This window comes from Pseudoalteromonas sp. M8 (assembly GCF_018141365.1).
In the GTDB taxonomy this organism is placed as follows: domain Bacteria; phylum Pseudomonadota; class Gammaproteobacteria; order Enterobacterales; family Alteromonadaceae; genus Pseudoalteromonas.
The window spans coordinates 2,717,590-2,743,923 of record NZ_CP047240.1 but is presented as its reverse complement, the minus strand read 5'-3'; the positions used below and the strand labels follow the sequence as shown (position 1 = coordinate 2,743,923).

16 protein-coding genes and 9 tRNA genes are annotated in these 26,334 nt (G+C 43.9%); 20 read left to right on the top strand and 5 right to left on the bottom strand.

Going from position 1 to position 26,334, the window contains the following annotated elements; all coding sequences use genetic code 11:
• The first annotated feature begins 7 nt into the window (after window positions 1–7).
• The 11 genes from ybgF to GSF13_RS16985 all read left to right on the top strand — a co-directional run bounded on the left by ybgF (window position 8) and on the right by GSF13_RS16985 (window position 3,581).
• Entirely contained in the window at window positions 8–760 is a 753-nt protein-coding gene (ybgF, locus tag GSF13_RS17035) for a tol-pal system protein YbgF (RefSeq protein WP_211866468.1), read from the top strand.
• A 149-nt stretch (window positions 761–909) separates the two neighbouring features.
• A tRNA-Lys gene (locus GSF13_RS17030) sits at window positions 910–985 on the top strand.
• A gap of 29 nt (window positions 986–1,014) precedes the next feature.
• Window positions 1,015–1,090: transfer RNA gene (locus GSF13_RS17025), tRNA-Lys, on the top strand.
• A gap of 29 nt (window positions 1,091–1,119) precedes the next feature.
• Window positions 1,120–1,195 (top strand) — tRNA-Lys (locus tag GSF13_RS17020).
• 29 nt (window positions 1,196–1,224) lie between these two features.
• Window positions 1,225–1,300 (top strand) — tRNA-Lys (locus GSF13_RS17015).
• 155 nt (window positions 1,301–1,455) lie between these two features.
• Window positions 1,456–1,531: transfer RNA gene (locus GSF13_RS17010), tRNA-Lys, on the top strand.
• Window positions 1,532–1,686: 155 nt separating this feature from the next.
• A tRNA-Lys gene (locus tag GSF13_RS17005) sits at window positions 1,687–1,762 on the top strand.
• A 155-nt stretch (window positions 1,763–1,917) separates the two neighbouring features.
• Window positions 1,918–1,993: transfer RNA gene (locus tag GSF13_RS17000), tRNA-Lys, on the top strand.
• Window positions 1,994–2,148: 155 nt separating this feature from the next.
• A tRNA-Lys gene (locus GSF13_RS16995) sits at window positions 2,149–2,224 on the top strand.
• 133 nt (window positions 2,225–2,357) lie between these two features.
• The gene (gene nadA / locus GSF13_RS16990; RefSeq protein WP_010605119.1) at window positions 2,358–3,401 is read left to right on the top strand and encodes a quinolinate synthase NadA; all 1,044 of its coding nucleotides are present in this window, start codon (window positions 2,358–2,360) and stop codon (window positions 3,399–3,401) included.
• A gap of 89 nt (window positions 3,402–3,490) precedes the next feature.
• Window positions 3,491–3,581, top strand: a tRNA-Ser gene (locus GSF13_RS16985).
• Window positions 3,582–3,931: 350 nt separating this feature from the next.
• Here the strand turns inward: GSF13_RS16985 and GSF13_RS16980 are convergent.
• Complete coding sequence (locus tag GSF13_RS16980) at window positions 3,932–5,287, bottom strand: hypothetical protein (protein WP_206470994.1); 1,356 nt, start codon at window positions 5,285–5,287, stop codon at window positions 3,932–3,934.
• Window positions 5,288–5,659: 372 nt separating this feature from the next.
• Here GSF13_RS16980 and GSF13_RS16975 point away from each other — a divergent pair, with 372 nt between their 5' ends.
• The 3 genes from GSF13_RS16975 (at window position 5,660) to GSF13_RS16965 (ending at window position 7,648) form a co-directional block, all read left to right on the top strand.
• On the top strand, window positions 5,660–6,211 hold the full coding sequence (locus tag GSF13_RS16975; protein ID WP_211866466.1) for a hypothetical protein: 552 nt from the start codon (window positions 5,660–5,662) through the stop codon (window positions 6,209–6,211).
• A gap of 82 nt (window positions 6,212–6,293) precedes the next feature.
• Window positions 6,294–6,695 carry a hypothetical protein gene (locus GSF13_RS16970; RefSeq protein ID WP_211866464.1) on the top strand — a complete coding sequence of 134 codons (402 nt, stop codon included), beginning with the start codon at window positions 6,294–6,296 and terminating at the stop codon, window positions 6,693–6,695.
• Between the two features lie 137 nt (window positions 6,696–6,832).
• Window positions 6,833–7,648, top strand: coding sequence for a hypothetical protein (locus GSF13_RS16965; RefSeq protein WP_211866462.1), 816 nt, complete (start codon window positions 6,833–6,835; stop codon window positions 7,646–7,648).
• Here GSF13_RS16965 and GSF13_RS16960 read toward each other — a convergent pair.
• Complete coding sequence (locus GSF13_RS16960; protein ID WP_010605113.1) at window positions 7,645–8,223, bottom strand: TetR/AcrR family transcriptional regulator; 579 nt, start codon at window positions 8,221–8,223, stop codon at window positions 7,645–7,647. The genes GSF13_RS16965 and GSF13_RS16960 overlap by 4 nt on opposite strands.
• A gap of 156 nt (window positions 8,224–8,379) precedes the next feature.
• On the opposite strand from GSF13_RS16960, the gene GSF13_RS16955 reads away from it, so the two are divergent.
• The 5 genes from GSF13_RS16955 (at window position 8,380) to recD (ending at window position 19,693) form a co-directional block, all read left to right on the top strand.
• A complete protein-coding gene (locus GSF13_RS16955) occupies window positions 8,380–9,420 on the top strand; it encodes an alkene reductase (RefSeq protein WP_211866460.1) in 1,041 nt (346 codons plus the stop codon).
• Window positions 9,421–9,725: 305 nt separating this feature from the next.
• On the top strand, window positions 9,726–10,751 hold the full coding sequence (locus GSF13_RS16950) for a GGDEF domain-containing protein (RefSeq protein ID WP_010605111.1): 1,026 nt from the start codon (window positions 9,726–9,728) through the stop codon (window positions 10,749–10,751).
• A gap of 287 nt (window positions 10,752–11,038) precedes the next feature.
• Window positions 11,039–14,296: an exodeoxyribonuclease V subunit gamma gene (recC, locus tag GSF13_RS16945; protein WP_211866458.1), complete on the top strand. Its 3,258-nt coding sequence runs from the start codon at window positions 11,039–11,041 to the stop codon at window positions 14,294–14,296.
• Window positions 14,283–17,819, top strand: a complete 3,537-nt coding sequence (gene recB, locus GSF13_RS16940) for an exodeoxyribonuclease V subunit beta (RefSeq protein WP_211866456.1) — start codon at window positions 14,283–14,285, stop codon at window positions 17,817–17,819. The genes recC and recB overlap by 14 nt, the downstream gene beginning before the upstream one ends.
• Entirely contained in the window at window positions 17,816–19,693 is a 1,878-nt protein-coding gene (gene recD, locus GSF13_RS16935) for an exodeoxyribonuclease V subunit alpha (RefSeq protein ID WP_211866454.1), read from the top strand. Before recB ends, recD begins: the two co-directional genes overlap by 4 nt.
• Window positions 19,694–19,829: 136 nt before the next feature.
• Here recD and GSF13_RS16930 read toward each other — a convergent pair whose 3' ends face one another.
• A complete protein-coding gene (locus GSF13_RS16930; RefSeq protein ID WP_029215785.1) occupies window positions 19,830–22,016 on the bottom strand; it encodes a cation:dicarboxylase symporter family transporter in 2,187 nt (728 codons plus the stop codon).
• Between the two features lie 94 nt (window positions 22,017–22,110).
• Window positions 22,111–22,599, bottom strand: coding sequence for a malate synthase (locus GSF13_RS16925; protein WP_102057025.1), 489 nt, complete (start codon window positions 22,597–22,599; stop codon window positions 22,111–22,113).
• Between the two features lie 145 nt (window positions 22,600–22,744).
• Here GSF13_RS16925 and GSF13_RS16920 point away from each other — a divergent pair, with 145 nt between their 5' ends.
• A complete protein-coding gene (locus GSF13_RS16920) occupies window positions 22,745–24,235 on the top strand; it encodes a DUF3612 domain-containing protein (protein WP_211866452.1) in 1,491 nt (496 codons plus the stop codon).
• Window positions 24,236–24,316: 81 nt separating this feature from the next.
• On the opposite strand, the gene mnmC is transcribed toward GSF13_RS16920, so the two are convergent.
• Window positions 24,317–26,302 carry a bifunctional tRNA (5-methylaminomethyl-2-thiouridine)(34)-methyltransferase MnmD/FAD-dependent 5-carboxymethylaminomethyl-2-thiouridine(34) oxidoreductase MnmC gene (mnmC, locus tag GSF13_RS16915; RefSeq protein WP_211866450.1) on the bottom strand — a complete coding sequence of 662 codons (1,986 nt, stop codon included), beginning with the start codon at window positions 26,300–26,302 and terminating at the stop codon, window positions 24,317–24,319.
• Between the last annotated feature and the right edge of the window lie 32 nt (window positions 26,303–26,334).

The following is a 26,334-nucleotide window of genomic DNA, read 5'->3' as shown; positions in this document are numbered from 1 at the left end:
AGTTATTATGAAGCCGAATACTATTTTGGCAGCATTCTTACTCATGAGCGGGAGCGCCCAAGTTTGGGCTGCTCCCGCTCCTGTTTCAGAAGCTGCAAATTCAAATCAAACACTGGAAGAACGAGTCTCTCAACTTGAGAGTATGATGAGAACTCGCAATTTGCTACAGGCTGAGTTACAGCAACAACTTAATCTGCTGCAAGAAGAAGTAAGCCAAGTACGCGGTGTGACGGAAGAGCAAAGCTATAAGCTTGAAAAAGTGCTACAACGTCAACGTGAGCTGTATCAAGAGATTGAAAATCGCGTTAGCCAAGCTTACGACCAGTCAAGAACAACTGCTGCGGCAACGCCAGATGTTACGCCCGAACAAGCATTTAGCAGTAATCTATCAGAGAATGAAGCGTACGACCGTACTGTAAACATGATAATGAAGGATAAACGTTACGATGCGGCGATCCCTGAGTTTCAAAGTTTCTTGCAGCAGTATCCAAACTCAGTATATGTGCCGAACGCGCATTACTGGTTAGGTCAGCTATTCTTAATAAAATCTGACGATGGTAAAGCTAAGTCTCATTTCGCAACCGTTGTTGATAATTTCCCTGAATCGAATAAACGTCCAGAAGCGATGTTAAAGCTGGGCACTATTATACATAAACAGGGACAAGCAGCAGAAGCGAAGACACTCCTTAATAAATTGATTAAAGAGTATCCAAGTACGACGCCTGCAAAATTGGCAACAGAGCGTTTAGCGAAGATGTAGTTATCACTTTTTGAGCTGAGTGCCTTAAAATTAGGCGCTTAGTCATAAAAAGTGAAAAAAACTAGCTATTTCAGTTGCACTCAAAATTTAAATAAGTATTATAAGCGCCCGCAGCAGGCGATTGGTAACAAAAAACTGCTGCGTTAAGTGGGTCATTAGCTCAGTTGGTAGAGCAGTGGACTTTTAATCCATTGGTCGATGGTTCGAGTCCATCATGACCCACCACTTATAAGCTTTAGAATTCATGTTTGAGCGGGTCATTAGCTCAGTTGGTAGAGCAGTGGACTTTTAATCCATTGGTCGATGGTTCGAGTCCATCATGACCCACCACTTATAAGCTTGCGAATTCGATTTTGAGCGGGTCATTAGCTCAGTTGGTAGAGCAGTGGACTTTTAATCCATTGGTCGATGGTTCAAGTCCATCATGACCCACCACTTATAAGCTTGCGAATTCGATTTTGAGCGGGTCATTAGCTCAGTTGGTAGAGCAGTGGACTTTTAATCCATTGGTCGATGGTTCGAGTCCATCATGACCCACCACTTAATAAGCTTGCGAATTCGATTCTGAGCGGGTCATTAGCTCAGTTGGGTGAAAAAAGACCGAAGCATCGCTTCGCAGCTTTTTGAACGCGAGTCAGGACGACGAGCCGGAACACCTCTTCAGGATGAATTAATGGCACTTTTAATGCTTGAGCGGGTCATTAGCTCAGTTGGTAGAGCAGTGGACTTTTAATCCATTGGTCGATGGTTCAAGTCCATCATGACCCACCACTTTACAAGCTTTATAATTCATATTTGAGCGGGTCATTAGCTCAGTTGGGTGAAAAAAGACCGAAGCATCGCTTTGCAGCTTTTTGAACGCGAGTCAGGACGACGAGCCGGAACACCTCTTCAGGATGAATTAATGGCACTTTTAATGTTTGAGCGGGTCATTAGCTCAGTTGGTAGAGCAGTGGACTTTTAATCCATTGGTCGATGGTTCGAGTCCATCATGACCCACCATTTTACAAGCATACGAATTCAATTTTTAGCGGGTCATTAGCTCAGTTGGGTGAAAAAAGACCGAAGCATCGCTTCGCAGATTTTTGAACGCGAGTCAGGACGACGAGCCGGAACACCTCTTCAGGATGAATTAATAGCACTTTTAATGCTTGAGCGGGTCATTAGCTCAGTTGGTAGAGCAGTGGACTTTTAATCCATTGGTCGATGGTTCAAGTCCATCATGACCCACCACTTTACAAGCTTTATAATTCATATTTGAGCAAGTCATTAGCTCAGTTGGGTGAAAAAAGACCGGAGCATCGCTTCGCAGCTTTTTGAACGCGAGTCAGGACGACGAGCCAGAACACCTCTTCAGGATGAATTAATGGCACTTTTAATGCTTGAGCGGGTCATTAGCTCAGTTGGTAGAGCAGTGGACTTTTAATCCATTGGTCGATGGTTCGAGTCCATCATGACCCACCATCCTCTTATTCTTCATATATTATTCAAAATACTTTCTTAAACTCGCCATTTAGAGCTAAACAATCGCTAGGATTACCCCTGTATTTTTCGTATAATTCCACCTAATTATGCAATGTGGACTAGTGGTCGAGAAATGAGTCTAGCTGAACGTATTATGCCGGAAGATTATATCTTCCCTCCAAAACCTGCCCCTCTTACCGTTGAAGAAAAAGCAGAGTATAAAGCGCGTATCAAAGCGCTATTAGTTGAAAAGAATGCGGTACTGGTTGCCCACTATTATACTGATCCTGAGATCCAAGCACTTGCTGAAGAAACTGGCGGCTGTGTTGCTGATTCATTAGAAATGGCACGCTTTGGCGCTAAGCAAGAAGACAAAGACATGATCATCGTAGCCGGCGTGCGCTTTATGGGCGAAACGGCAAAAATATTGACACCGCACAAAACCGTTGTGATGCCAACACTCGAAGCAACTTGCTCGTTGGATGTAGGTTGCCCTATCGACGAGTTTTCTGCGTTTTGTGATCAATACCCAGACAGAAAAGTGGTGGTATACGCCAATACTTCAACTGCGGTAAAAGCAAGAGCGGATTGGATTGTCACCTCTTCTTGCGCGCTTGAGATTGTTGAGCACCTTGATGAGCAAGGTGAAAAAATTATCTGGGGTCCGGATAAGCACTTGGGTTCTTATATTCAAAAGAAAACGGGTGCAGATATGATCATGTGGAACGGTGCATGTATCGTTCATGATGAATTTAAAACCAAAGCCCTTAAAGACATGAAGCAGCTACATCCTGACGCCGCAGTACTGGTTCACCCTGAGTCTCCTGCGGAAATCGTAGACTTAGCGGATGCAGTAGGCTCAACGAGTCAGTTAATTAAAGCTGCGCAAGAAATGGATAATCAGAAGTTTATCGTTGCTACCGATCGCGGTATCTTCTATAAAATGCAGCAACTTTGCCCTGAGAAAGAGTTCTTCGAAGCACCAACCGCTGGTGAAGGCGCTACATGCCGTAGCTGTGCCCATTGCCCTTGGATGGCAATGAACGGCCTACAGGCAATTGAAGAAGCGCTTATCAGCCCACAGGGCAAAGAAGTCTTCGTTGATATGGAGTTGCGTGAAGGCGCACTACGTTCGCTCAATCGCATGCTAGATTTTTCTGCATCCTTGCAGAAATAGTAGGATTAATAGACAAATAGATCCTAAAAGCAAAAAACTGCTTGATAAAGTGCGAGGCTTTTCATAGTATTAGCCCCGCAATTCAGTGCGGAGAGATGGCTGAGTGGCTTAAGGCGCACGACTGGAACTCGTGTATACGTTTATAGCGTATCGAGGGTTCGACTCCCTCTCTCTCCGCCATTCCTTCTTTATTCAAATCAATTATCTACTAAAAGCTGCTCGTACTTTTGGGGACATTCTGGGGCTATGATAACCCTAAACATCATTTTTATTTCCTCAATACAGCGCATCTTAAAAAGCCATTCTGGCTTACGTCATTTTTATTTAAAATATCTTTGCTTGTGCATTTAGCCTTAGATTATCGGTTGGAGTTGCAGACAGCACAGCCATCCGAATTTGAGGTGGGTATCTATGATTTATTTTAACTTAAATGTCTCAGCGATAGATATTAAGTCAAACGAACATAAGGTGGAGATAACTTCGCTATCTTATTTACAAAAATACGAAATGCCCGCTTTAAGTTTAAGTAATTACTTTTCTATAAGCCATTCGAACCAGAGTGATTTCTGAGTATCGGGGTCGGTTTGTAGGTGGAATAGGGTATCAAATTGAGCGGGCTTGAACTCAATAGGCGGTGCGAGCACTTGAGTATTTTGCGTTAAGGTTACGCCATTTTTCCGTCCTTTTTCGGTTACCTCACAGACCCCGTTTTTGCATGTCACATCCGGTTCTGGGAGGGAAATACTTTCTTCAGATTGGGTCATGACATAGCGCTCGTTGATGCTACTTGCCTCGGTGAACGTTTTAAATTCCGTTGCTGAGTCACTGGTCGCAATACCGGCTGTTACTTCTGCTATATGTGCCAGAAACTGGTAGCTGCCTTGGTGAGAGAGTGCGCCAAGGCCTGGGTCTGTGATAAAAGATACAAAGCCCGCGTCCAGAGCACTGGAAGATAGTGCACCATTATTCATCAGGCGATCTATAGAGGCTTGATCTCTTTGCGTAAATCCGACAGTGAGCTTTTGGCCTTCGGTATTAAAATGCCCCTCGTTGAAATTACTGAGTAATTTGCCGTCATCATGTCGTCGGTAGTTTCCTATGTCACTAGCAAGTTTTTGAATATACTCGAAATCTATGCCACTTTTTTCTGCATATTCATACATATCAGCCAGCATAAATCTGTCTTTATGAGTCAAGAAGTCATAGTTGCTGCGTTCTAAGTTATGTGAAGACATCCCTTCAGCGCCATTGTGCACTTTAGGTTCATTGCCAGCAAACAGATCTGTAACCATTAGGCTATAGTAATGCTCAGCTTGATTGCTCATTGTATGCGCTGATAAGTTCATGTCTTGGAGCGCTGACTCGAAGTGTGACTGTGCTTGCGAAAGATAATCATCAGGGAGCATAGCTTTACCGAGTTCTGAGAATGTCTGGCTATGTGTGTATAGCGCAGCTTCAAATGATGTCATTGCATTATCATCATTGAGGGCGTTCCGCTTCAGCTCAGACAACGCTCGTTGATCAAGTGCATGCCACTTTTCGTAAGCAGCAGTCTTCTCTGCTTTTGAAAAGGTATTACTGGGATCCATGGCGATAGTCTCCAGTTGAGGTTTTGACAGTTGCTCAAACTCCCACTTAGCCGAATTAATCTCTTCTTGATTGCTTTGCGCTTGCCACGTTAAAACGTTGTTATTCTGTGGAAATGATTGCTGATTTAAACGAGCTGCGTCAATCGCCTGTTGTGCTTCTTTTAGTTTCACAGCCAATGAAGAAACAGACACCTGTGTATTGCGTGCATTGTTCTGGTTGGTATCCGTATTCGAACGATATGAGGTAGCAGGCGAAGCTTTGGTTTTAGCATGCCATTGGGTATTTGATATATCCATATTGTCTGTCCCTGTGCTTACTTAACCCTTTCTTATATGAAGGGTTAAGTCAGCATTCGTTAGTAAAATAGTAGAAAGAAACATTTTTCTCTCTGTTTGGTTTTATATAGTTGAGACTACTTGATGCATTTACATGATGTATTATTGGTGCTAAAACATCCGCTCTTAGTCATAAGATATAGTCAAACCCCCTGAAGCATTAGGAGAAATTTCTGCGTTCCTATTAGGATTTTACTATAAGCTCGATAGTAGCATAATTAAGCTGCTCCGGAAGTTGACTCTGAAAGTCAAAAAAGCAGCGACACTCATCATAATTTAGACCTTAGAAAGTGCTAAATTACATAATAACTCACCTCCAACATAGAGAAAGAGATGGAACTCAACAAAATATCAAATAAGGAATTGAAGTTGGCTCTTAAGGCCAGTGCGGCATTAGATATTGAAATCTCTGATGATGAGTATTTGCGCTGTTTTACTTATACCGAAAATTGGGCCTCTGGTATTGATATCGCGACTTACAAAAATGGGGGCGGCGACAATATTGTTGTTGTGATTAAAGACGAGTCGATCCTTATCAAGGGGTTCGATCATGAGTCGGAAGTTAGCCCTCATGCTCAAGAAGAGTACGGTGTACGGCTTGGGATGTACGAGGGAGCGCCGACAGAGCTGTTGGAAGTACTGAATGACGAGGCTTTCGAAATAGAAGAGGTCACGTTTTGCATTTGGCGACTTGATAATGAAGCGACTAGGTCTCGGGGAGCTGTAGAGTTTAATAATGATGAAGATGACGGTTCGAGCTGGCTTCTGTCAGCTATTACTATCACTCCAAGCGCCTTTATTGAATATGTCGAAAACTATCATGACGGTGATTTCAACCAGCTAACGCGAGAGAAAATACATGACGTATTTGCGGCGCAAATGTAGAGTATGTCAACTAAGCTGCTGAGGGTTTTTCTACGGCAGCAAATTCTCAAAAAATGTGATGTTAGTGGATAAGGAAAATTTAATGAGACGAGTTAAAGTCTATTATCAACACCGTGACGGTGGCACTGAACTCATCAATTATGAAAAAGAATTACAATCTTATCGTGAGGCTTGGGATGTTATTGATCATTACCCTTGGGACAAAGAATTGGAATTGTTTGAGGCACTTGGGGAAGGTGGCGGGTTCTTTTTTATACTTGGCGATGAAGGCGGTAAGTGCGCCTCTTACCAATTGACACCAATAGAAAATAACAGCGGATTACTGACTTTGGATGTTGTGTCTAAGCCAGCTACTTTTGGACTATTTGGTGGTAAATCTGTTTCCGTCGATTTTGAGCTTGTCTCAATTCCAGAGGCTAAAAATCATATAAAAGCGCTATTTGAATACTCCATTGACTCTTTCTATGAAAAGTATCGAAAGTAAATAAAATGGTTGTGTGAAAACATCCGGAAGAGGACGAATTGCAGTTTTACTTATTTTGAATCTGTTCCAACGATATAATTTGCAGTATAAAATAGACTACTGTGGGAAGTATCAACAGGAAATAAAAGGACGTATCAATGAATAGACTTGGCATACTATCTGGTTTGCTACTTTGTTGTAGCTATTCAATCGCTCAGCCTCAGCCGCAAGCAATCACAATTTACAATAACCCTTCTCAAGGTGTCCTCACTGAGAGTCGTGTATTTTCCTATCTGCAAAGCCAATTAACTCAGTTTGAGATTACACAGTCTGATGCCAGTGTTGATCGTGCGCTTAAAAATATTGCAGGTGGTGAAGGGGAGTGTGTTAGAAACTTAGTTGTGAATAAAGCGCGCAGTAAAACATTACTATTTTCTGAGCCGACCACTTACTTTTTAGGGCTACAAGTTTTTGCTGCACCTTCCGCGCAATTGTCGTCTGCACAAACCGAGCAAAACCTAGAAGCATTGTTAACGAGTCATCCCAAATGGTTGTTGGGCGTAGAAAAAGAGCGCTCATATGGTGATATTGCCGATGCCATAATACAGCAGACGCCACCAGATCAGCTCTACGTGAAAGAAGGCAGCGAAAACGAAGCACAAATGTATTCTATGTTGATGAGCAAGCGCTTTGAGTTGCTGCTTGAATATCCCTCGGTTATTGCATACCACGCGAAAGACGCATCAGAAAAACCCGTACCAATTGCGATTAGTGGTTTTGCTCCATTTATTACTGGGCATATCGCTTGTCGGGATACACCCGTTACACGCGGGTTTTTAGCGGCGGTTAATTCTGTATTGGCGGGCTTGACGGTGGACGAGCGCTTTATTAACTGGCATCTCGAATTCATAGACAAGAGTTTACACGATACGTTTAAACAGCAGTTTAGCCAAGCTCAAAGCTCCCGGCTTTAAATAGAGACTTCCAATAACCTATCCGCCAGTGCATTTAGGTGTGAGCTGTCGCACTGAGTCGCTGCATAAGTCCGAATACCATATACAGACATAATGAAAAAACGCGCTCTCTTTGTGGCTTCATCTTCACTTAATGCTTCACTATCGGGCCAAACCATTAAAAATTGTTGCCTGATCAGTGATTCAAATTGGTGCAAGTTAGCGCTGAGTGCCGTTTGAATTTCCGCATCCTGCTCGCCAATTTCATTAAGCGTTTTGGTGAGCAAACACACTTTCTTTGACTCGTCGCCCAAACACTCACCGACGAGATCTTGTAAGAATCGCTCAAGTGCGCAGCGAAGGCTGGTGCTGTTTTCGAACAGCTGTTGATAATGCACTCGTCGGTCTGCTTGATATTGATCTATAGCGGCTAATAGCAAACCTTTTTTATTTTTGAACGCACAGTAGATAGAACCAGGATGGAGTCCGGTTACTTCGGTCAGTTTGGGCATACTGGTTTTATTGTAGCCATAAGTCATAAATGCTTGCATGGCATTTCTCAGTACGGTTTCTCTATCAAACTCTGCTGTTCTCATCGATTTCCTAGGTGCACCAAGTGGGTTTAAACGTCGTCATTATACCAATACTTCACCCCTATTTTTGATAACAATGAAAAAAATGTAAAGGTTTAACTTGAATAATGATTCAAGAATCCATATCTTGAATGTATATTCAAATATGGAGAGACACGCATGCCACAGGTACTTTTTGAAAATGTTAAGCTAAATAACACGATATCACTCAATAATCGCATCTTGATGGCGCCATTGACGCGCTGTATGGCAGACGACGATTTAGTTCCTACCGATGACATGGTGAAGTACTACGCTAAGCGAGCCAAAGCAGGATTAATCATTAGTGAAGCGACGATTATTCGTCCTGATGGGCAAGGCTACCCGAATACACCAGGTTTGTTTACACAAGCACAAATTGCAGGGTGGAAAAAAGTAACCGATGCTGTACACGCTGAGGGGGGGAAAATGTTTGCGCAATTGTGGCACGTTGGGCGTGTTGCGCACCCGTACTTTTTTGACGGAGAAGTTTTAGCACCGTCGGCTATTGGAGTTGAGGGCACGGTTCCAAGAATGCGTGAACTCACCTATCAAATCCCTAAAGCGGTAACTCAGGAAGAAATCACACAACTTGTTGCCGATTATGCCCAAGCAGCAGCAAACGCGATTGAAGCAGGCTTTGATGGAGTGGAAATTCACGGTGCCAATGGTTATTTAATTGACCAGTTTTTACATCACGCCGCGAATCAGCGTACCGATGAGTATGGTCAAACACCAGAAAATATGAGCCGATTTGCTTTGGAGGTGACAGATGCTATCGCTGAGCGTATTGGTGCCGACAGAGTGGGTCTGAGAGTGTCACCGGGTGCTTACTTCAATATGGATGGCGACCAAAGAGACAGAGCGGTATTTGACTACCTACTTAAAGCGTTAAACAGTCGCAACTTAGCCTATCTGCATCTGGGCATTTTCGACGATGCAATGGAGTTTGATTATTTGGGCGGCAGTGCTTCAGCTTACTTACGCAGCATTTATAAAGGGACGTTAGTAGGTGTGGGGAGTTATACGGCTGAATCAGGTGCTGAGGCTATCCAAAATCAACAATTTGACTTATTAGCCATTGGTAGGCCGTTTATTGCTAATCCTGATTATGTGGAGAAGGTGCAAGCTGGTCAAGCCGTGAAAGAGTATGATGAGTCTATGCTTGCAACATTAGACTAAAACCAATCCATAAGTATGAATTTATAGCAATGCCAAACACTTAAGTTTGGCATTTTTTTGTACATTGCATAAGCTTAAAGCAGGCGTCAGTGGTAAAGCGAAAACTTTTGATGCAAAAGTTGTCATCTTTATCAATTAAGTTTGAGAGCAGTTAAGTGTTTAACCCTCAAGTATTTGCTAATTAATAATCAACTGGATTGTAGCTTATTTTTTAACATTGATAGGAATAAAGGAGTACTTTGGAGTTTATTTGTTCGCTAAGTGTGTAATAATATGCCAGCAATGCAGTTGTGAGTGCGTCGGACATGCAAGAAGATTTACTAAATTCCGTTATCAAAATAACAAAAACGAGAGACGTTGATTCTCTTGAATATAGCTTAGTATCTACTATTCAAGAGTTCATAGGCTGTAAAGAGGTCGCTGTCTATAAGGACTTGCTCGTTCCTGGAGAGATCGCGATAGAGAGAAGCCTGCTCTTAAGAAAACTCTCCGATAAGGAATTTGATTGGGAAGAGCGAAGCCTAGTTAAAGAGCCAGATAAGGAATTAATTTCTTGCTTGCAGTCGGCCTGTATCATTACGGTACAAGCGAAAGATGGCACTGAGCATCGTTGGGTGCCAATCAGCCTTCAGGAAAAGCCGGTTGGTGCAATAGCAGTTATCAGTACGGGCTTGTCGAGTGCAGATCAAGTACTACTTAATGCATTTTGCCGCATTTTTGAAAATTATCTCACCATTCTTCACGAAAACGAGCGTGATAAACTCACCGGACTACTGAACCGTCAAACCTTTGAAAAACGTTTAAAGCAACTGATTGAAAAGCAAGTTATCAAACAACACAAAACGGTATGGCATGGTGATGTGCGCTCGGTGCATAAAGGCGCAACCTCGTGGCTTGCTATCATGGATATCGATCACTTCAAAAAAGTCAACGATAACTATGGACATGTATGCGGAGATGAAGTTTTACTGTTATTAGCGCAGCGTATGCGTCAGTTTTTTCGATCCACAGACTTATTGTTTCGCTTCGGTGGCGAAGAATTTGTACTGGTCTTTGAGCCAACCGATTACGATTCGATAAAAGCTAAGATGGACGAGTTTATGGAGTTGGTACGAAATACTCACTTTCCATTCGTAAAAAAGCTCACCGTCAGTGTTGGAATGTCTCGCATTAGTCCATATGATTTCCCTATCACTGTGCTTGAAAATGCCGACAAAGCACTTTATTACGCAAAAGATAACGGTCGCGATATGCTTTGTTTTTACGAAGCGTTGCTGTCTGAGCATAAAATTGAAGCGCCGGAAGAGAGCTCTGATATAGATTTGTTCTAATACCAATTTGGTTTAATAAGGTGCTCAATTTGAGGGATTAAATCTGACGCTGGCTGTGTTAAAAATTTCTCATTTAGAACAAGTGAATGCAATGTAGTTAGCGCTAAAACTTTCTGCTAGAAAGGCATTAATTATACGAAACTCAGGTTAAATGGGTATAAAAGTGTTTCTGAGAAGCGGCGGTTGTTGATTTTCTACTCAAGCGCACTCGCAATAACTTCAATAACTACCGCTTATAGGAAGATTCCGATACACTTAATACAGCGTTAAACTGCATGGCAGACAACATGTTACACATCATCCAATCGAATCGAATGGAAATCTTGCAGGCACAACTCTGCACACTCATAAAATCGGCACCGCTCGCAAATCCTTTTGCAAAAGAAGTGGTGTTAGTACAATCTCCTGGTATGTCTGAATGGCTCAAACTAGGCATGAGTCAACACTTAGGGATAAGTGCACAAGTCGACTTTCCATTACCATCTAGCTTCATTTGGAAGCTATATCAAAATTTCATTGATGATGTTCCCAAGGAATCCGCTTTTAATAAAGGCAATATGACTTGGAAACTATTTACGCTATTACCCGGCTGCATTGATAAGCCTCAATATATTGCGCTTAAGCACTATTTAGGTGACGACCCTTCAGGAATTAAACTCTTTGCGTTGTGTGAAAAAATTGCCGACGTTTTTGACCAATATTTAATGTATCGCCCCCAGTGGATTGAGCTTTGGGATCAGGGCCAAGATACGCTGAACGATGTGGATGTTGAAGCCATCGCGCCTTGGCAGCCTGATCTCTGGCGTCGCTTAGTTAGCCATGTTGAAGCGCTTGAACAAAGTCCATATCACCGTGCCAACATGCACGATAAGTTACTGCAAGGGCTGGCCAATGCACCAAGGGGCAAGCTTCCCGAGCGGATCTGTATATTTGGATTGTCGGCAATATCAACCAGCCAACTTGATATTTTTCAAGCGCTTGGCCAAAAAACGAATGTATTTTTATTCTTTTTTAACCCTAGTGAACACTACTGGGGGGATTTAGTCGATGAGAAGACTCAAGCTAAAGTCGCCGCAAAATACGCCAAAATGCCAGAGCTCGAAGCGAAAGACGGCGAGTATTATTACGTTGGCAATCCACTACTCTCTTCATGGGGAAAGCTCGGGCGTGACTATTTTGAGCAATTATTGCAGCTTGATGCCAGTTGGATTGATGGATTTGATGACGCGTTTGATGACAGTCTGCTTGGTCAGGTTCAGCAAGAGATCTACCAGTTGGCATTTAAAGGAGAGTCGTTAACTGCTGATCCAAATTGGTTTGTTTCGCAGCAGGGCAAGTTACCCATTATGGCCGATGATACCAGTATCGTTTTTCAGGATTGCCATACGCCACTGCGTGAGGTCGAGCGGCTCCATGATTATTTACTCAATCAGTTTGAACAAAACCCTAGTCTGACGCCTAAAGACATTATCGTCATGATGCCTGATGTGGGCACCTATTCGCCATTTATTAAAGCTGTGTTTGACAGTAGTGAGGACAATCTGCGGATCCCCTATGCGATTTCTGATCTTGCAATTGAGCAAGAGCGGCCTATTTTAACGTCTTTTGTAACGTTGACAGACTTACCCAATAACCGTTTTTGCGTGTCGGATATTCTCGATTTGCTGGGCGTTGCGCCGATCGCCGAACAGTTTAACCTTGAAAGCCATGAGTTTGACTTAATTCGCTATTGGCTTGATCAGGTCAGTGTTAAATGGGGCCTAAACGACAGCCATAAAAGCGAATATGGCTTGCCAAAAATACCACTAAATACGTGGCAGCATGGACTCAACCGTTTGCTCTTAGGGGTTGCAACAAACGATGAACAGACGCCGTTCGCTTCCATTTATCCTGCTGATGAAGTCGAAGGTATGTCGGTGGCGGTACTTAACAAGCTTATCGGCTTTGTTGATGCGCTGATTTGGTTAAAACTACAACTCAGGAGCGAAAAGACCTTAACGAACTTCGCAGCAATTCTACGTGAAGCCATGGCGCTATTTTACTCGTCAGAATCTGAACAGAGTTGGGATTTACTTAAGCTTGAGCAGATTATAGAGAATATCGAAAAACACCATGAAAATGGCGATATTCAAGCGCCAGTCTCAGCAAAAATATTAGCGTATTTGGTTAAGCAAGGCGTCAGAGAAAAAGGGGTTGGGCAGCGCTTTTTAGCCGGAGCGGTAAACTTTTGTACGCTGATGCCGATGCGTGCTATTCCATTTAAAGTGGTGTGTATGCTTGGTCTAAATGACGCGGACTATCCTCGTACCGTGCAGCCTATTGGTTTTGATTTAGTCGCACACTCCACGAGACGTAAAGGCGATCGCTCACGAAAACTAGACGACAGATACTTGTTCTTAGAAGCCTTACTCAGTGCTCGAGAAAACTTGTATATCAGTTATATTGGCCGCTCTTGTTTTAACAACGAAGCCCAAGTGCCATCCGTTTTAGTCAGCGAATTGACAGAATATCTAGATCGCAGCTTTTACTTCGAAGACATGCCAAAGCAGTCTTTAGTCACTCGATTAACTTCACAGCTGCCATTACAACCTTTTAATCCCGAACATTTTAAAGCGGGCTCACTACAGAGCTACAATCGTACTTGGCTTTGGCAGCATAGGGCGGCGCATGCTGATGAGGTAAAACCGTTAGTACCAGTTTTAGACGCAGAAATTGAGTTTAGCGATTTGCTGCGAGGCGTTTGCGAGCCGCAAAAGTTATTTTATCAGCAAGCGCTGGGCATTAAACTCAAACCAATAGAAGCGTTAACACTTGATGAAGAGCCTTTCGCCTTAGATGCATTGGAGCGCTATCAATATTTAGATGAAGTGCTGGATGCTCAGCTACAACAACGGTCCTTAAATCTTGAACAGATTTTACAACGAGGCTCGCTGCCACAAGCGAACATCGGCAAACTACAGCTAGAGGGGCTGCTGACCCGCGTTGAACCTATGGTTAAGGTACTAACGCCTTTGCTTAATGAAGCAAAGGAGCCTCTAGAGCTAAAACTTGGTATTGCAGAGCATTTGCTGGTTGGCTGGCTTGATTGTGTGTATGAAAACAGGCAAGTGTACTATCGCAGCGCCAGTATTAAAGCGAAAGATTTAATTAAAGGGTTTTTACATCACTGCGCGGCTTGCGTAATGGGGCATGAAGTCACGACTTATATTGTTGGGCTAGATCAAAGCGTGCACTTTACCGCTATTTCACAACCACAAGCTCAGCAATATTTGGAGCAGTGGCTGGCTTTTTATAAACAAGCGCTGAGCGAACCTGTGGCATTTTTCCCAAGTTCTAGCATGGAATACGCCAAGACACAGGATATTAAAAAGGCCGCATATAAATTTAAGCCGCAATATGTTGGTCGAGGAGAGGGAGAAGATCCCTATGTTCAACTATGCTTTAGCGATTTGTCAGCTCATGAAGCGCGTTTTTGCGCACTTAGCCTTACTTTGTTAACACCTATTCTTAATGCCGCTGAGGAGGTACGTCATGGAGATGCTTAACCCCATTACTATGCCTTTAAGTGGCCAAAACCTAATTGAAGCCAGTGCAGGCACGGGGAAAACTTACACCATCACCGGTTTATATCTGCGTTATTTACTAGGCTTGCGCACTTCTGATCAACAACATGAGCCGTTAAGCGTTGAACAAATCTTAGTGGTAACTTTCACAGAAGCGGCAACACAAGAGATCAAAGACCGAGTGAGAAAACGCATTATTCAAGCTCGAGACGTGCTACTAGGTGAAGTCTGTAAAGATGAACTGATCAATGCCATTTTGGCGCAAATTGAAGATAAAAAGCGCGCCTTTGATCTCCTTGATGCTGCCGCTAAGTCAATGGATGAGGCCGCGATATTCACCATTCATGGCTTTTGCCAAAGAATGCTGAAGCAACACGCTTTTGAGTCTAAGGTGGCATTTAACCTCGAATTTATTCTCGATGAGAGCGAGCTGATTGATGCCGCGATGGCAGATCATTGGCGACGTTTTGTCTACCCGCTAGACACAGAAAAAACACAGGCTGTGATAGAGCAATTTGCTACGCCTTATGCACTGGCGAAGCAAGTTAGACCGTTATTAGCAAGAGAAAATGCCGAAATTAAACCCTCTGTTTCCTTAGATGCAGTGTTTGCCGCACGTGAAAAATACCAAACATTAGCACTGTGGCTAAAGGCCGAAATAGTCAAAACTGACTACATCAATGTGTTGAAAAAATCGGGGCTGGCAGGCAATCGTGCACCAGGGCGAAAGGATAACCTTCAAGCTCTTGAGAATTATGTCAACAGTGAGCAGTGGTGGTTTGAGTTTGGTAGCAGCAATCACTCGTTTGGACTTTGGGGCAGTGAAAGCCTTGCTGATGTTGCTCAATATAAAAAGAATACAACGCCGCTGGAGCACGAACTTATTCGTCACTTTGATACCTTGGCAGAGCTCCACCAATTGGTCGGGAGTGGGCTTAAATTCGCGTTAGTGCAACAAGCGGTGACTGAGGTAAGAGCTTTGCTTCACGCCCACAAAGAAGAATATGGCTTGATCTCTCCCGACGATTTACTTAAGCAGCTGTATCAAGCGCTGATGGGCGATAGTGGTGAGCGCTTAGCCGAAAAAATCGCACTGCAATATCCGGTTGCTATGATAGATGAGTTTCAGGATACCGATCCCATACAATATGGGATCTTCAGCCGAGTTTACGCAAAGGAAAATACGGCATTAACCTTGATAGGCGACCCAAAACAAGCCATTTACGGCTTTCGCGGGGCGGATATTTTTACTTATATCGGTGCAAAGCAAGGAGTCGCGCAAGACAGGCAGTATACGCTTGCAACCAATTATCGCTCCGATAGTGACGTGGTTGCCGCAGTGAATACGATATTTACTCGTCACCCCAATAGTTTTATCTACAACAAAGATATCCCTTTCATTGAGGTGAGCGCACAAGGTAAAGCCGAGGATGCGCAATTTACTATCGCGTCTAAAAAGTCGTCAGCTCTGCGCTTTAGTGTATTACCAAGTGAGGATGAAGCGCTTAACAAAAGCGCCGCGCAAGCGCGGCTAAGCCAAGCATTCGCTGGTCGAGTTGCAGCGCTTATCGAGCAAGGGCGGTCGGGGGTTGCGAAGATTGGCGAAAACCCAGTTGTGCCAGCGGATATCTGTGTGTTAGTTCGCGACCGCATAGAAGCGAGCTTGATAAAACGAGCCTTAAATCAACTCGATATTGCCAGTGTGTACCTTGCCAGAGATAGTGTATTTAGGCAGCCGCTAGCAATCGCGTTGTATCAACTGCTTGATGTACTGCACGGGAGTTACGACGAAGCGGCGCTCAGAGGCGTGCTTGCGGGACCATTATTTTATTTAAACAACCAAGCACTGTACGACTTGCAGTTTAATGAACAGCAGTGGCAAGGTTATTTGCAGCTATTTAGTGAGTTAACACAGCTGTGGTATCGCTCTGGTGCAATGGCGATGCTGGAACACTTATTGATAACTTGTGAGCTGCCAGTGATTTGGCAGCAGCAGGGAATGGAAGTGGAGCGTTGGCTTACTGACTTCCGTCATTTGGCTGAGCTTTTACAGCATAAGCAATTAGAGCTTGATGGCACGGGTCGTGTGTTACGTTGGTTTTTATCGCAGCTAAATAATGCTCAGAGTGGCAGCAGCCAAATTCGCTTAGAGAGCGATGCCAATTTGGTGAAAATTGTGACCATGCACGCATCAAAAGGTTTGGAGTATCCGATTGTCTTTATGCCATTTGCACTTGGGTTTCGTGAGCCTGATACGTTAGTTTATCACCAAGGGGATAAGTTAGTTGTCGACCTTGAAGCCAGTGATGACGCGAAAGAAAAAGCAGAGCAAGAACGACTGGCTGAGGATATTCGCTTACTTTACGTTGCGCTGACGCGAGCGGTGCATTATTGCGAGCTTGGGCTTTACGACATTCAACAAGGGCGTAGTAAAAAGTCTGCACTGCACAAAACGGCCTTAGGATTTGCCTTGTTTGGCACGGAAACTTTCGACAGTGCCGAGGCGTGGCAAAGTGCCTTAAGCCAGTTATGTAAAGCACATGCGGCAATGGAATGTGTAAGATTAGATGAAATCTCCACGCCACAGCAAGCGATAAACACCAGGCTTGAAGACAAGCCTTTAGCTCTGTCTGCGAAAACCTTCAGCGGTCAGGTTGAACGACATTGGCGTACCACAAGCTTCAGCCAGCTAAGCTATCACACGCATCATGGTGATAAACCAGCCGGGGCCGTGGACGAAAACCATTTACTGGACTTACCTGAGCAGCATCAAGAGCGGGAAAAAAACTCTTATACATTTCCTAAGGGCGCCAAGCCGGGCAGCTGTTTGCACGAAATCTTTGAGCTAATAGATTTTACCGCACCGAATTCCCCCAAAAACGAAGATAAGTATACGTTGACCGAAGCGGTAACTAAATCTTTGGATAAGTTTGGTATTGCAACTGAATGGCAAGAGACAGCTGAGCGTTGGATAACAAGCTGCTTGGCTGCATCTCTTGCGCCACATCCTCATTTACAACTTGGTGTGCTGCCACCGGACGACTGCATTGTTGAAATGGAGTTTTACTTGCCACTAAAACCACTCAGTGCGGTGAAGCTGAACAAGATCCTCAGTGACATTACTGGACAAAAGTCGTTTTTAAACTTTGATGATGTGACAGGCATGTTGAAAGGGTTTATTGATTTAATCTTCAAGTGGCAAGGACAGTTTTTTGTTCTCGATTACAAGTCCAACTACCTTGGCGATAGCCCAGAAGATTATCACTACGATAACCTCAATGCCGCGATGTCGTCTCATCAGTATCATTTACAGTATATGATTTATACCGTGGCACTTCACCGCTTGTTAAAGCAGCGCCTCGTGGACTATAACCCTGAGCAGCATTTAGGTGGAAACTACTATTTGTTCTTACGTGCATTACCGGACAATCAGGGGATTTTCTTCAATCAGTTAAGCGTAGAGCAGGTGTTAGAATTAGATGCATTATTTGAGGAGTCTGTATGAGCCAGTTAAGTATGGACTTTGAGGCATTCGATCATCATAGCTTTATAGCGTTATTGCTTGAACACAAACGGGTTGGTAAAGCCGATATCGCGTTAGCCAAGTTGTTGAATCAGCAAGGCTACGACGATTACTTCTATGTATTTTTACTATTATTAATCGCTCATGGACGTCAGCATAGTTGTTTAGAGTTAGACAGTATTAATTATCAGGATCCGTTTGAGCTCAGCTACGCGGTTGCGGATGAATCTGTAAAGTTGTCGCCATTTTCAAGCACAGGTATAGCCGTTGCTGCGCTCGCACAGCATCCTGCGATCGGTGAAGATAAGCCGCTTCGGCTATACGCTGATAAGCTCTACTTGGCGAGATTAGCAAATTATGAAGCAAGGCTTGCGGGACACTTTGAAATGTTGGCGAAAGCCGATGTAACGCTGGACGAAGCAAAACTGGGTGCACTGTTGGCATCGTTTTTTCCAGCCAGTGAAGAAGACATTGATTGGCAAAAAGTGGCTTGTACGCTTGCTATCATTAAGCGATTTTGTGTCATCACGGGCGGCCCCGGTACGGGAAAAACCACGACGGTCACAAAACTGCTTGCGATTTTACAATCGCTTTATAACAGTGCGCCGTTGACCATCAAGCTAGTGGCGCCAACCGGCAAAGCGGCTGCGAGGCTCAGTGAGTCAATTATTGGTGCGAAAGCGAGGTTAAACCTGCCGCCAGCGCTTGCCGACTTACTGCCGGAGCAGGCGCAAACTATTCATCGCTTATTAGGCGTTATTCCTAATAGCGTTCACTATCGTCACAATCAAGATAACCCGCTGCATGTTGATGTGCTGATTGTTGACGAAGCATCCATGGTGGACTTATCGCTTATGGCTAAGCTGGTGGATGCACTACCAAAACATGCACGGCTTATTTTGCTTGGCGATAAAGATCAGCTCGCATCGGTAGATACTGGTAACGTACTCAGCGACTTATGTGAAAACTTAGCGCTTGGGCAAGCACCACATTACAGTCAGGCACTGAAAGCAAAACTAGTTGAGTTGAGTAAACAAAACTTGCCTGAGTCGGGTGATACCAGCGCTGACTTTATGTTGGAAGATAATCTGGCGTTTTTACAAAAAAGTCACCGTTTTGACAGTCGAAGTGGGATTGGTCAGTTAGCATTTGCCGTAAATAGTAACAATAAGCGGCAATTAGACAGCGTGCTGGGGCAAGGTTATAGCGATATACATCATCATGAATTAAATAGTGAAACCTACAATGCCCTAATTGCCAGAGCGGCGGAGCAATACCAACGATACCTTCTTGCCATTCATCATGGTGAGAGTGAGGCCATAATTCATAGCGAGTTTGCCAGTTATCAATTGCTTGCGGCCGTGAGAGAAGGCCCTTACGGTGTGAACGAGTTAAATCGCAGAATAGAGCTTAAGCTTAGTCAAATGGGATTAGTGCAACCGACAGGACGGTTTTACGTTGGTATGCCCATTATGATCACCCAAAACGATTACCAGTTGAAACTGTTTAACGGTGATATCGGGATTATTTTACGCGATGAACAGGGTGAGCTACAGGCATCATTTATTGATGAACAGGGCTGCGTTAGGCGCTTTTATCCTGCAAGATTGCCGAGCTTTGATAGAGTATACGTGATGACGATCCACAAATCGCAAGGCTCTGAGTTTGCTTACACGGCAATGATACTACCACCCATTCAACGTGCGCAGCAGGGGATAAATCGCCAGCTTATTTATACTGGGATCACCCGAGCTAAACAGCAGTTTGAATTGGTGGCGCAATATAAAGTGATAGTGCAGGGTATGAATCGAAGTGTAAGTCGCAGTAGTGGTTTGCGAAGTCGGCTATCAAAATAATGAATTTTTTGTTAAAAACTTGTTTTATTTTGTGGTTTGGCTAAGGTTAAAGTGAGCTTGAAAGCTAGCTCGCCCAGTGAGTAGACTTGCCGTCAGTTAACGTGTTAACTGACGGCGTTTTTTTATTCCGTTAGTATTAGAACTTCAGTTTATCAATAAGTGTGTTAGGGTCGATTTCAAGTTCATCCATTAACGACCAGCGAGTTTGCTTTTGTACACTACCTTTTCCTAAGATCCAGTAATCATAAGTTTTTTCAATACGGCCATTGGTATGCTGTATAGTCAGCCACGCATTTACATAACTCAGTAAATCTTGATTACGCTTGGCGACAGCAAATCCAACGGGGTATTTCAAACTCGCCCCTTCCGGGACCACAACACCAAACTCAGGGTAAAACATGCTCCATGCAAAGCCCGCCTCTGCGCTGATCACTAAGGCGTCATATCTTTCTGGGTGCTTAAAATAGCTTTGCAAATTGTTAATACCGGATACTTTTACCTTAGGGTTTTGCTGCGCCAATTGTTTGAGTAACGGAGCATACTCAACGTGAGCTAAATTCAGCTTATCAAGCGTAAGTAGGGCTGACTTGTCAGCAAACTTCTTCAAATCATGATCTTTGGCCAAGAGCGCTAGTTGCAGTTCCAATACCTTGTCACTAAAGCGCACGCTTTGTAAGTCGGCAATATTAATTTCAAGGCCGGACATTGCAATATCGAAATATCCCTTGTTGAGATACTCTGCCAGTTGTGGCTTTTTAAAAGGAATAAACTCGATTTTAACCCCAAGGTCGGATGCGAGCCTATGTGCTAGGCTGACATCAAAACCCACTAACTGGTCTTTTTGATTAAAGTAACTAAATGGCACATTATCGATAAGATATCCGACACGCAGCAGGTTACGTTTTTTAATCACATCGATATTCGTCAAAGACAACTCACCACTTTGGTATGCTTTAGGGACATAGCTAAGCACATGAGCAGGGACGGTATCTGAGATCACCATATTAGCAATGGCCTCATCGGCCGATTTAGTTTGTTTACCGAGGTAATTATTTGCCGTAAAACTCAACAACATAAATGCTGGGAGTAGTGCAGATAGTAGCGTTAAATAATAAACCGAGCGCACGCGTTTTAGGTGTAATTGTCTACGGTTGATGAAAATACATAAAAATACAAATGCGAAGATATATACCACAGTGGTCGGTGAAACCACCTTTGCGGTGAGTACTGACATCGATAGATATAACTGATAAGTATCAGCCGGGACACGCAAGGTATCGAGCAAATAGGGAATAGCGATATGTACGTTAGCAAAGTAACTTAGCATCGCCGACAAAGACACATTAGGAATTTGTTCGATGCCGATTTGGTTGCCGGTAAGCCATGCTGCAAAAGAGACAAAAATGAGGGTCGTAAGCTTTCCTAAACTCGGGAAGGTATAAGCGATAGGCACTAACACCTCAGCGATGTGATCAGAGCTTTCGTCGCTTTGCTTAATTTTGCGTAAATGATCTTTGATCCCCTCGGTGATCACTGGCAATACAATAAAAACGTTTCCGGTACTAAATGCGGTGATCCATGCATTGCGCATAACCATGATGAGGTCGCGGTATTTAACAGGGGTGAGTGCGGCAACAAGCATAGGGAGTAGTACTAACATCAAATACACGCCGACACATAAAACGACAACCCAGTATACTTGCAATTCAGACAATTCTTCTGCGCTCATCGTACCTGCGGTGCTTGCAGTCATCGCAAAAATGCCGATAGGGAAGATGGCAATGATCTTCTTGGAAATCACCGACAGACCTTGACCGACGACTTCTAACACATCCAGTAAACGGTTTTTCTTTTGATTAGAAATAAGTGCCATACCTAGCGCAATACAAAATATGACTAAGGCAGGTACATTACCTTCCGCCATAGAAGCAAATGGATTAGCGGGAATATAATGTTTGACGAAGTCTACTTCGGGAGCAGCGGCGACCAGTGCCGGGGAGAAAAAGGTCCCGGCATCATGCGCTGGTAATGTCATAATAAAGCACCAGATCACAGCAAGACCTACCACCCAAATGGAGACCATGACTAGCGCCGCTTTTGCAAGAATACTTTTAACCTGTTCGGGATTAAATTTGCCTAAACCCACGATAAGGCTGACGACAATATAGGGGAGAATGGTGATTTGCATCAGGTTTACAAAACCTGTACCGATAGGTTTTAAAAATGATAACCGTTCACCGAAAACTAAACCAGCAAAAATGCCAAGTATGAGCGCCCAAAGCATCCAGTTAATGTTTTTTAGAAAATTAAGCAATTTAGTCATGTGCTCAGTCGAAAAAAGAGCGGTATTTTAATTAGCTTAGCTTAAAACTTACTGAATGTTTGAGCGATTTGATTACAAATTATCGAGTGTTTACTCAAAGTTCATAATCATCCCCATTTTTGGCACGATAACAGGCTTTTCCTGCTGGTTGTTGCACCCCGTGATAAAAGCTCATCCATAGTTTTTGTAGCTGGGTTTTAGTCTTTTTACCAACCACAGACGCCAGTGGCGTTTCGACGATGATATCTTCGATATGGGCGCTATCAAATTGGCCGAGCATTCCGGTGCGATTGAAGGTAATTTCAATATGTAAGCCATCGTCCTGTTTTAGCAAAACAGCCTCAGGCGTTTCTCGGTGACCGCAAAGCGCGACGAATTGGCTACAATTTTTTAAACCACAATGGGTGCCGTTGGCAAAAAACGCAAGCAGGTGATTGTAGTAAACCACATAGTCTGTCACCTCCATGTGTGAGCCAAACTCTAAAGGACATTGTTCATCAAGATACTGTTTTGCCAGCATTGACTGTTGCGCTTTCGTATCGTCAATTGGTTGCTCTGTATGCGGTTGTAATTGCGCTGCCATGATCCACCTCACTTGTTCATGTTGTCATAAATTGGGAAATATATTCTGGTTGTTTCGTGTACATTTTGAGTGTAAGTTAAATATTCAAATAATTTCACAAAAAGAATTTCACAGTGTGAATTTCACAAAAATGGGGTGTGAAATCATGGCAAAAGTTGCAAGCTTAATTAGAAAGTCTCACTTTTTGGGTACTAAAATAAGAAATCTAAGAAAGCGTAACCATCTGACTTTAGAAGATTTATCGGCTCGATGTGTTAAGCAAGATCCAACCAGCGCGCCTTCCGTTTCCTACCTGTCAATGATTGAAAGAGGCCAGCGTACACCAAGCGAAGCGATGCTCGAAAACTTCTCTAATGTATTTCAAAAACCGATTGAGTGGTTTTTAGACAGTCAACCTGAAGCACCGGAGATAGCGCCAGATAAAGGCAATTTCGGTGGGATAATGGGGATGGCTTTAGAGCCCAACTTTCTATTTGCCAAAGAGATATTACAAATTGCGATTCCAGAAATGCTATCCCAAGCGGGGATCAGTGGTAGGCAGTTTGCGCACCTTTTGATCCGTGCCCACCAAGAACACCATCAAAACCACTTTCCTGATTTAGAGCGAGCAGCCGATGAAGTGGGAGGTAAAAATCTCTATCTCAGCTGTGATGATCTCATGGCAATTTTGATAGCAAAAGGTCGAAAAGTGGAGTGGTTTGAGCAATCATCGCCTGACGGAGAGGGGATGATCACTTCTTATTTCAAAGAGCCAAACATGGTGTTTATAAATCGCGCATTGCACGCACATTCCGCGAGAATGAAATACGATTTAGCCGTTCATATTGGCCATGCCGTACTTCACAATAGTGAAGGTTTAGAATGTGTACTCACTACTGGAGAAAGTCGTAAAAGTAACGATAACCCCGATCATGATACTCCAAATGCTCAGGATATTTTGAGCGCGTGGCAGGATTTTGAATCGAGCTTCTTTGCAGGGGCCTTATTGTGTCCCCGTACACCATTTCGGCAGTTACTCGAAAGCCGAGGTTACGATGTACGCGTCCATGAGCAACTTGGTATTTCTGCTTCCGTCGCAATGCGCAGAATGACATCGGTTTCACCTTATCCACATTGGCATTATTTTGATGCTTATCAAGCCGGTAAACTCAAGGCGGTGTATCGGGGCAATGGCATTCCCTTACCTTGGGGCAATATGCGTAGCGTTGCCGATCCGTGTCAGCACTGGGCCGTATTTCGTAAATTTCATGATGATAGCAATAGTGCCAGTGCTCAGCTTTCGATCCTGAACGTCAATGGCAAACCGCGTCTGTATTGCTGTGAGTCAGTAAAAATTGTTGATGTTGCGAATCGTCCAAGGGTGCTGTGCGCGGGTCTTGATCTCAATCCTGCTATTAATGCACAAGGGATTGATGCTGACGCCTTGATTGGAGAGTTACAAAAAGCTTGTATTAGCCATGGTGGCGCGAGCGTGGTGCCCTATCATATGAAAACCCAATTACTCCGTGTCGCCAAGATTTTAAATATCCAGTGGATTGAAAGAGGACTTGAGGGCTCAGTTCGGGTGATTTGTACTCGAGGAAAAAGCTGCCCGAGAAAGCCTAGTTGTTATGCGCTCTCCTCCGTTAGCAATTGATATTGAAATTCTACCGTGTAATGGGCGTATAGCGCTAAGGCATAATATCTAGATCTAGGTGATGTTATGCCTTAGCCATTATTAGATTTTACTTCTAATTAAATCTCTGACGAGCAATCTGGCAGGGTGGATTGCCTGATTTACTCGCTCGCTTAAAGGTCTTGCTTCGCCAAGTAGAGTTGCAACTAAATGCTCAGTAACCAGCGGAGCGCTGCACAGTCCTCGTGCGCCAAAACCGGTAACAATATGAATTCCTTGATAGGGTAGTGCTGGATTTCCAAAACCATAGTGTTTTCCCTTTCTTAAATTGGCAAAGGCCGAGCAAAAGTCATCGTTATGCTGGACTTGACCAAGCATAGGCAAATGATCGTTAAAACAACAACGTACAGCGGCTTTTGCCGAGGTGACTTCGCCAAGACTCGCGGCTAACTCCGTGTCTTTGTAAAAGCGTTCAAGCTGGGCACGGTTAGCTGCATCATCTTCAGCTTTTATCTCTCGGCTTTTGCTGTTTTTTTCAAATGTCGCGCCCATACAATGTTGCCCATCCATTGCAGGAGTAAAGTACCCTTTATGGCAAAGTACGGTATTGAGTTTTTGTGATTCTTCTCCTGCATCAACATGAGAGACCTGACCGCGGACGCCGTGTAAAGGAACATGTTTGGTTTGCTCGAATCGGTCAGAGTGCTCACCGCCACAGACAAATACATCTGAAAACGGCCCAAACGTATTATCTTCACTGTGTAACAGCCAGCCGCTCTCGGTTTTTTCGAGCTTTTGTATGTCAGTATTAAAATAAGTCGAAACTGCTTTTAACGCGTGAGCTGCATCAAACACTGCTTGCGTTACCTCTGCAGGGTTTAGCCAACCGGCCTCTGGAATATAGAGTCCACCGTAGGGCAGCATGGTGTTTGCGATAGCTGAAGCCTGCTTGGCGTCGACGGCATGAATTAAATCATGTGGCCAAGTTGCCTTTTCGGCTAGGTTTTGATGTTGCGCTCGTTTGGCCTCACTAACGGACTGCAAGAGTACGCCACACCAATCGTGTGCGAAGTGGTAGCCTGTATTTGCAATATGCTGATAAAGGCGCTTTGCATATAAAAAGCTGTGGGCGTAAAGCTCGCTCGATGGCGTGTGATCTGCTTGCAGGTTTGGATATAGCGCGCCTTGACGATTGTGAGAAGCGCCTTTGGCTAACGCGTCGTCTTGGCAAAAAAGTGTTGCGCCAAGATCACGTTTACTAAGGTGATACAACAAACAACTTGAGGCAATACCGCCGCCAATAATAGCGATACTCTCTAGCTTACGCGGTGTGGTGCTGTAATACGCTGGAGTATTGGAGTTTTTATTGGCACGGCTCAGCGTTCCGACCACCATTTCGCGTTTGCGACCAAACCCTTTGACTTTTTTGCACGCAAAGCCGGCGTCTTGTAGTCCCCTGCGGACAAAACCCGCTGCGGTAAATGTTGCTAAAGTAGCGCTATCCCGGCTCATATTGGCCATGGCATCAAATAAGCTTTGTTGCCACATATCTGGGTTTTTACTCGGAGCAAAGCCATCTAAAAACCACGCATCGACAAATCCGGCTTGTTCGAAACTTAGTTGTGGTAAATTATCGTGAATATCACCAAACCATAAATCTAAGGTCACTTGACCATTATCAAACTCTAGGCGATGGCATCCTTCAAGGGCCATCGGATATTGCTGGCAGAGTTTTTCGGCGAGCGGGGCAAGCGTAGGCCAAGCTTGTAGCGCTTTAACTAAATCATCGATATGGATTGGATATTTCTCAAATGAGACAAAGTGGAGTTGGTTAACGCATGCGTCTTTGCTACGCTGGTTGAAGTGATACCAAGCGTTGAGAAAGTTTAATCCAGTACCAAAACCAGTTTCTGCGATGACAAATCGGTCTTTGCCATGATTTTGTAACCGCTCGTCGATATGGTTCTGAGTATAAAAGACGTAATGTGACTCAGCTAACCCATCATCGTTGGAAAAATAGACATCGTCAAAACTATCGGCAACAGGGGTACCAGCATCGTTGAAGTGTATTTGAGCGTTTTTTATCATGAAAGACTCTATGTTCGACTATTTGGGAACTA

Coding starts and splice junctions, on each gene's coding strand:
- ybgF (WP_211866468.1), top strand. CDS start 8: ATGAAGCCGAATACTATTTTGGCAGCATTCTTACTCATGAGCGGGAGC.
- recD (WP_211866454.1), top strand. CDS start 17,816: ATGAGCCAGTTAAGTATGGACTTTGAGGCATTCGATCATCATAGCTTT.
- GSF13_RS16975 (WP_211866466.1), top strand. CDS start 5,660: ATGGAACTCAACAAAATATCAAATAAGGAATTGAAGTTGGCTCTTAAG.
- recC (WP_211866458.1), top strand. CDS start 11,039: ATGTTACACATCATCCAATCGAATCGAATGGAAATCTTGCAGGCACAA.
- GSF13_RS16930 (WP_029215785.1), bottom strand. CDS start 22,016: ATGACTAAATTGCTTAATTTTCTAAAAAACATTAACTGGATGCTTTGG.
- recB (WP_211866456.1), top strand. CDS start 14,283: ATGGAGATGCTTAACCCCATTACTATGCCTTTAAGTGGCCAAAACCTA.
- GSF13_RS16970 (WP_211866464.1), top strand. CDS start 6,294: ATGAGACGAGTTAAAGTCTATTATCAACACCGTGACGGTGGCACTGAA.
- GSF13_RS16955 (WP_211866460.1), top strand. CDS start 8,380: ATGCCACAGGTACTTTTTGAAAATGTTAAGCTAAATAACACGATATCA.
- GSF13_RS16950 (WP_010605111.1), top strand. CDS start 9,726: ATGCAAGAAGATTTACTAAATTCCGTTATCAAAATAACAAAAACGAGA.
- GSF13_RS16925 (WP_102057025.1), bottom strand. CDS start 22,599: ATGGCAGCGCAATTACAACCGCATACAGAGCAACCAATTGACGATACG.
- GSF13_RS16960 (WP_010605113.1), bottom strand. CDS start 8,223: ATGAGAACAGCAGAGTTTGATAGAGAAACCGTACTGAGAAATGCCATG.
- GSF13_RS16965 (WP_211866462.1), top strand. CDS start 6,833: ATGAATAGACTTGGCATACTATCTGGTTTGCTACTTTGTTGTAGCTAT.
- nadA (WP_010605119.1), top strand. CDS start 2,358: ATGAGTCTAGCTGAACGTATTATGCCGGAAGATTATATCTTCCCTCCA.
- GSF13_RS16980 (WP_206470994.1), bottom strand. CDS start 5,287: ATGGATATATCAAATACCCAATGGCATGCTAAAACCAAAGCTTCGCCT.
- GSF13_RS16920 (WP_211866452.1), top strand. CDS start 22,745: ATGGCAAAAGTTGCAAGCTTAATTAGAAAGTCTCACTTTTTGGGTACT.
- mnmC (WP_211866450.1), bottom strand. CDS start 26,302: ATGATAAAAAACGCTCAAATACACTTCAACGATGCTGGTACCCCTGTT.